Source organism: Myxococcus llanfairpwllgwyngyllgogerychwyrndrobwllllantysiliogogogochensis, assembly GCF_006636215.1.
GTDB classification, from domain to species: domain Bacteria; phylum Myxococcota; class Myxococcia; order Myxococcales; family Myxococcaceae; genus Myxococcus; species Myxococcus llanfairpwllgwyngyllgogerychwyrndrobwllllantysiliogogogochensis.
This window is the reverse complement of record NZ_VIFM01000444.1, coordinates 1-5,047: the sequence shown is the minus strand read 5'-3', so window position 1 is coordinate 5,047 and position 5,047 is coordinate 1. Positions and strand designations below refer to the sequence as shown.

The window sequence follows — 5,047 nt, the reverse complement described above, 5'->3', positions numbered from 1 at the left end:
CCATCGCCCCCCTTCGCCCCCACCAGGAAGACGGACGCTGCCCTGCCTGCTCCGTCGGACTGTCGTCACGCGCGCCGGGCCCGCAGGTTCTTGCTGACAGAGGTGCAGCCGCGAGGAGGTCGTGATGATTCAGTCCGGCGAGGTGCGCGAGGGAATGACGGTGAGGACCGCGGACGGACGCAAGCTGGGGCGCGTCGCCGCCGTCGGCGATATCCACTTCGAGCTGGAGCAGGGACTGGTGCCCATCCCCCGCCACGACTACCTGGTGGAGTACCGCGACGTGGACCACGTCAACGACGAGGACGTGTACCTGTCCCGCGCCGACCACCCGCTGCTGACGCTGGAGGTGGATGACGACGGCGGCGCGCTGCCTCCCCGCCACTCCAACGGCATGGACGCGGAGCCGGTGAACGTCTCCGCCCCGTCGGACGAGGACTCCGTGCGCCACTGAGCACCCTTGTGACTCGCGCTCCCACGTCGCGAGTGCGGGCTCCTCGCGAGTGGGGGATTTCCGACCCGGCACGCGGGGCAAGCGTCCGGAATCATTCAGGTCGGACATCCCAGGAATGTCAGACCGTCAGGGTACACGGGCTCTCTTCGACCAGCGAGGCGAGTGGGTCCCATGCGACGTGTCCAGACATCCTTTCTCGGCGTGGCGTTCTTCGCGCTCGTGTTCTCGTGCAACTCCGGTCCGCGCGCGGACGGGGGCACGTTGGACACGGGCGTCGAGCCCCTGAGGCTGGCGACGCCGCGCAAGCTGCTGCCCTTCGTCCCGCTGGAGGACGGGCGCGTGCTGGCCGCCGGAGGCCATGACGGACAGCGCACCCTGTCGAGCTGCGAGGTGTTCGAGCCGGAGACGGGGATGTGGAGCCTGACGGGCTCCATGCACAAGGCGCGTCGCAACCACGCGGTGGTGCGGCTCCTGGATGGCCGCGTGCTGGTGACGGGTGGCACGCAGGTGGTGGCGCCGGGCGCGCTCGCGGACGCGGAGGTGTACGCGCCGGCGTCGGGCCTCTGGACGCAGGTGGCGCCCATGTTCGAGGCCCGGAATGATCCCTCCGCGCTGCTGCTCCCCGATGGCCGCGTGCTCGTGGCGGGTGGCACCGACGCGGACCGCAGGCCGTTGCGCTCCGCGGAGCTGTTCGACCCGATGACGGGCACGTGGGCTCCCGCGACGCCGCCGGGCTTCGTGCGGGGCGGCGCGGGCACGGCGGTGATGCTGGCCCAGGGCAAGGCGCTCTTCGTGAGCGGCCTGCAGGCGGAGCTGTACGACGTGGCCACCGGGCGCTGGGAGAAGGCGGGCTTCGCGGGGGGCGCGGCGGGGACGCATCGACAGGGGCACTCCGTGACGCTGCTGCCGGATGGGCGCGTGCTGGTGGTGGGCGGTGGCACCGCACGCGCGTCGAGCACGGCCGAGGTCTACGACGCGGTGACGGGCCTGTGGACGCTGGTGGCGGCGCCGTCGGTGGCTCGCGAGCACCATGCCGCGGTGGTGACGCCGGAGGGCCAGGTGCTCGTGCTGGGCGGAGAGCATCCCATGGCGGGCGCGCTCGCGTCGGTGGAGCGCTTCGACCCGATGACAGGGCAGTGGGCCTCCGCTCCCGCGCTGACGGAGCCTCGCGGCCTGCCGGGCGCGCTGACGCTGCGGGACGGCTCGGTGCTGCTCGTGGGTGGCGCCAACGAGGTGGCGGGCATGCTCGACACGAGCGAGCAGTACCTGCCGACTGGCTGCGTCCCGGTGACGTGCGAGACGCGGGAGGCCACGTGCGGCGCGGTGCCCGACGGCTGTGGAGGAATGCTCGAGTGCGCACCGTGCGTCGTCGAGGGCTGTGATGCCCAGCAGTGCAGCGCCGAGGGACTCACGCGGCGCTGAGCACGCCCCGCCTCGCGAGTGACAGGCTCGCCGATTCCCGGTGAGATGCGGCCATGCGTTGGCTCCTGTTCGTGATGCCCGTGGCGTGGCTGGGATGTGGCGGCGAGGACCCCTCGCAAATCACCTACGACGCGTGGGCCGAACGCGCCGCCACGGTGCAGTGTTCCCACGAGGCGCGGTGCGAGGGGTCCTCGCTGGACGAAGCGGCCTGCATGGCCCAGGTCATCGAGCGCTACCAGCAGGTGGAGCCGGAGCTGGAGGACGCCACGGGCGCCAGGACTGGCTGCGTGCGGTGCATGCGCATCCGGACGGAGGTGCTGACCGCGTCGCTCGACAGCGCGTGCCAGCGGCCCGTGGACACCTCGCGCATCGAAGCGGCCTGTGGCGCCGACCAGCAGGCGTGTGCTGGCGCTCCCTGACCCGGCCGCCGCGCGCCTTGGCGCATCGCGCCAGCCCGCCCCCCGCGCGAAACCGTCTGTGACTGGCTGAGCACCGCCGCGCGGAAAGCCTTGCAAGACACGAAGCCCCCGGCCCTCGGTGCGCCACACTTCCGAGACGCCCCCGTCCGTGCATGCCAGACTGCGCGGCCATGCGAACCCGCCTCCGTCTCCTCGCACCGCTCATGCTGAGCACCGCATGTGCCTCCGTCTCCTCGCAGTCTCCGGACGCCACCGCCATCGCCGCCGTGACGGCGAAGGCCTCCGTGCCGGAGCGTCCCTTTGGCACCCTGCGTGAGCAGGCCGACCGTCAGCAGGCCTGGCTGCGCGAGCGCATGGACACGGCGCTTCCCCAGCTCATGCGCAAGTACGGCATCGAGATGTGGGTCGTCCCCATGCGCGAGTACAACGAGGACCCTGTCTTCAAGGCGCTCGTGTCGCCCACCACGTTCGCCGCGCGCCGCCGCACCATCTACGTGTTCCATGACCTGGGCCCGGAGAAGGGCGTGGAGCGCTTGGCGCTCGGCGGTGGACCGCAGGGCGGCGTCTATGTCCCGCGTCGCGCCCAGCAGCAGGTGAGCCACGGCGGCGAGGGCCTGCGTCAGGCGGAGCTGTGGGGCCCGGACCAGTGGCTGGTGCTCAAGCAGGTGCTGGAGGAGCGCCAGCCCAAGAGCATCGCGCTCGACATCTCCCGCACGTTCGCCTTCGCCGACGGCCTCTCCCATGGCGAGTACGAGGGCATGGCCCAGGTGCTCGGCCCCGACTGGGTGAAGCGCTTCAAGCCCGCGGAGGGCCTGCCCGTGGACCTCATCGCGTGGCGCATCCCCGATGAAGTCCGCTTCTACGAGGACGAGACGAAGCTTGCCTGGAACATCATCGAGACGGCCTTCTCCAACCAGGTCGTCACCCCCGGCGTCACCCGCATCTCCGACGTGGAGTGGTGGATGCGCCAGCGCCTGGCGGACCTGGGCCTGGACACCTGGTTCCAGCCGTCCGTGGACGTGCAGCGCCAGGGCGTCACCGAGGAGCAGCTCGGCGAGGACCCCGTCATCCAGCGCGGCGACGTGCTCCACTGCGACTACGGCGTCACCGCGCTGCGGCTCAACACCGACACCCAGCACATGGGCTACGTGCTGCGCGAGGGGGAGACGGACGTGCCCGCGGGCCTGAAGGCCGCGCTCAAGACGTCCAACCGCCTCCAGGACATCGTCTTCGAGGAGCTGCGCCCCGGCCGCACCGGCAACGAGGTCCTCAAGAGCTCCCGTCAGCGCATGACGTCCGAGGGCATCGACGGCACCATCTACTCGCACCCCATTGGCCTGCACGGCCACGGCGCGGGAGCCATGGTGGGCCTGTGGGACCGGCAGGAGGGCGTGCCCGGCAACGGCGACCACAAGGTCATGGCGAACATGTGGTACTCGATTGAACTCCAGGCGACGAGCCCCGTGCCCGAGTGGAACAACCAGCGCGTGCGCTCCGCCCAGGAAGAGGACATCACCATCGACGCGGAAGGCCGCGTGCACTGGGCCTGGAAGCGGCAGACCGACTTCCACCTGGTGCGCTGAAGTTCCGCTCGCTCGCGGGCTCCCGTCCTCACAGGGCGCGGGAGCCCGTCGGCGCGCCGGTCAGCGCGGGGTGCCCGTCAGCGACTTGAGCAGCTCCACCAGCGCGCGCTTCTCCGCGTCCGTCAGCTCCAGCGGGACGATGGTGACGGTGCGCTTGCCGGTGAAGGAGCCCTCCGGGTTGCCGCCGTCGTTGTAGAAGTCGACGACCTCCTCCAGCGAGGCCTGCGCGCCCGTGTGCATGTACGGCGCCGTCAGCGCCACGTTGCGCAGCGACGGCGTGCGGAACGCGCCCTCCAGCTCCTCCTGCTTCGCCTGGGAGCGCAGCGTGCGCAGCCGCAGCGCGTCCGCGCCGTTCGGGTCGTCGCTGTGCCTGCTCGAGGCGTTGAACTCCCAGTCCAGCAGCGCGTTGAGCACCGCCCACTGTCCCCCCGCGCCGGGGCCCCGGTCCTCCAGGCCCACGTTGTGGAACAGCTCGTCCGTCAGCGAAGGCCCCTTGTGGCAGACGATGCACTGCCCCTTGCGCACGAAGGTCTTCAGCCCCAGGTACGCCGGGTCGCCCTCCGCCGAGCCAGCCTCCGCCGCGGCGATGAAGCGCTTCACGTCCGTATCGAAGGGCGCGTCCACCTGCATCAGCACCCGCTCGTACGCCGCCATCAGCTTGCCCACGTTGGCCATCAGCACCGGCGCGGCCACGCCCGAGGGCTCCACGCCGAACAGCGTCTGGTAGCGCGTCCGGTAGGACTCCTCCGCCTGGAGCCTCGCCCGCACCACCTCCGCGTCCGAGTCCATCTCCACCGGATTCGTCAGCGGAAGAATCGCTTGCGACCAGAGTGAGTCCGCCCGCCCGTCCCACATGAACCAGCGGTTGTGCCGCACGTTCAACACCGTGGGCGGGTTGCGCTCCGTGCGCTGTCCACCGCAGCCCTCCGCCGTCGCCGTGTCCACCGTGCGACCATCGCCGGAGTGGCAGCTGTCGCAGGACACCGTGCCGCAGCGGGACAGGCCCGGGTCCTTGAACAAGTCATGTCCCAGCTCCTGGGCCACCGGCAGGCCGTCCACCTTGTTGGTGGCGTCCAGGCGCGGGTGGCTCGACAGCGAGTGCAGGCTGCGAAGCTGGTCCAGCTCGTCGAGCGTGGGGAACGGTTCTTCCGACTCACACGCCCACCCCAGCC

The 5,047-nt window shown here is 71.1% G+C and carries 5 protein-coding genes; 4 read left to right on the top strand and 1 reads right to left on the bottom strand.

The annotated features are described in order from the left end of the window. Nucleotides 1–124 precede the first annotated feature (124 nt). From FJV41_RS47900 to FJV41_RS47885, 4 genes are all read left to right on the top strand, one after another. Entirely contained in the window at nucleotides 125–451 is a 327-nt protein-coding gene (locus tag FJV41_RS47900; protein ID WP_141649317.1) for a DUF2171 domain-containing protein, read from the top strand. Nucleotides 452–622: 171 nt separating this feature from the next. Next, complete coding sequence (locus FJV41_RS47895; protein WP_141649316.1) at nucleotides 623–1,873, top strand: Kelch repeat-containing protein; 1,251 nt, start codon at nucleotides 623–625, stop codon at nucleotides 1,871–1,873. 53 nt (nucleotides 1,874–1,926) lie between these two features. Next, entirely contained in the window at nucleotides 1,927–2,292 is a 366-nt protein-coding gene (locus FJV41_RS47890) for a hypothetical protein (RefSeq protein WP_141649315.1), read from the top strand. A gap of 170 nt (nucleotides 2,293–2,462) precedes the next feature. Continuing rightward, a complete protein-coding gene (locus tag FJV41_RS47885; RefSeq protein ID WP_141649314.1) occupies nucleotides 2,463–3,875 on the top strand; it encodes a M24 family metallopeptidase in 1,413 nt (470 codons plus the stop codon). 60 nt (nucleotides 3,876–3,935) lie between these two features. On the opposite strand, the gene FJV41_RS47880 is transcribed toward FJV41_RS47885, so the two are convergent. Next, a complete protein-coding gene (locus FJV41_RS47880) occupies nucleotides 3,936–5,045 on the bottom strand; it encodes a cytochrome-c peroxidase (protein ID WP_141649313.1) in 1,110 nt (369 codons plus the stop codon). Nucleotides 5,046–5,047 lie beyond the last annotated feature (2 nt).

Bases quoted from the DNA above. Each gene is read 5' to 3' on its own strand.
- FJV41_RS47900 (WP_141649317.1), top strand. From the start codon at position 125: ATGATTCAGTCCGGCGAGGTGCGCGAGGGAATGACGGTGAGGACCGCG.
- FJV41_RS47885 (WP_141649314.1), top strand. From the start codon at position 2,463: ATGCGAACCCGCCTCCGTCTCCTCGCACCGCTCATGCTGAGCACCGCA.
- FJV41_RS47890 (WP_141649315.1), top strand. From the start codon at position 1,927: ATGCGTTGGCTCCTGTTCGTGATGCCCGTGGCGTGGCTGGGATGTGGC.
- FJV41_RS47895 (WP_141649316.1), top strand. From the start codon at position 623: ATGCGACGTGTCCAGACATCCTTTCTCGGCGTGGCGTTCTTCGCGCTC.